The sequence below is a fragment of the Enorma phocaeensis genome (genome assembly GCF_016901575.1).
Taxonomy (GTDB): Bacteria; Actinomycetota; Coriobacteriia; order Coriobacteriales; family Coriobacteriaceae; genus Limicola; species Limicola phocaeensis_A.
In genome coordinates this window covers 1-1,079 of the sequence record NZ_JACJKQ010000057.1, presented here as the reverse complement: position 1 = coordinate 1,079, position 1,079 = coordinate 1, and the positions used below count along the sequence as shown (strand labels likewise).

At 71.1% G+C, this 1,079-nt stretch carries 1 protein-coding gene; it reads right to left on the bottom strand.

The annotated features are described in order from the left end of the window. Window positions 1-902: IS21 family transposase (istA, locus tag H6A15_RS10160; protein ID WP_204673638.1), on the bottom strand; the 902-nt coding region annotated here is incomplete at its 3' end. Between the last annotated feature and the right edge of the window lie 177 nt (window positions 903-1,079).

Genomic DNA, 1,079 nt, shown 5'->3' with positions numbered 1-1,079 from the left:
AGCATGGCGGCCAGGTCCTCGGCGAGCACCTCCGGGGTCGGGCGGCCGTCCCGCGCCCGCGAGGCGGCGTTCAAGCGGTCGCACCCGTCCCTGAGCAGGTCGTTCAGCTCGGCGAGCGAGCCGACCGCGGGCACGGGGACGAGCAGGTTGCGGCGGATGAACCCGACCGCGTTCTCCACCGACCCCTTCTCGTTGCCCGAGTACGGGTTGCAGTAGCGGCTGCCCATTCGGTAGTGGGCGCGGAACAGCGAGAAGAGGTGGGATTCGGTCACCTCGCCGCGCAGGCGCCTCCCGGCCTCGGTGGCGTTGTCGAGCACGAGCTCGCGGGGCGCCCGCCCGATCCACCCGAAGACGCCGGCCAGCCCCGCGCACATGCACTCGGCGCGCTGGGACATGCCGGCGACGGCGTAGCGCGCGTTCGAGTGGGGCAGGCAGACGACGAGGAGCTTCAGGCGCAGCCTCTCCCCGGAGACCACCGCCTCGAAGTTGCCGTAGTCCGCCTGGGCGGTGCCGGGCGCCCACTCGAGCTCGAGGTAGCCGTCCCCCGCGCCCGCCGCCCGCGCGAGCCGCCACTCGCGCACGTGGCGCTGCACGGCGGAGTAGGAGCCCTCGTAGCGCCTCTCCTCGACGAGCCGGTCGTAGATCCTCTTGGCGGTGTGGCGCTGCTTGCGCGGGGCGCCCAGGTCGGCCTCGAGCACCCCGTCGATCCAGGCGGCGTGCGGGTCGATCGCCGGGTGCGGCCTGTCTGCGGGCGCGGGGGGCTCCGGCGACAGGTCCTCCATGTCGGCGTACTTGGCGACGGTGTTGCGGCTGAGCCGGAGCCTGCGGGCTATCTCGGCCCGCGGCACCCCCTCCGCATCCATCGAGCGTATATCATTTCTCACATCCAGGGGCACGGTCATCTCCTCCATCCTTCCCGGGCGGTCTCGCCAAAGCACGCGCCCGGGACAACCATACGGCGGGGGCCGCGCCCCTGGTCCAAGGGGGCGCGGCCCTCATGCTCAAACTGCTCATTTTTCGGTGCACGCGTTGCTCAGAAACCGGTGCTCATTCGGACCATTTCTTATTGCACATCAACA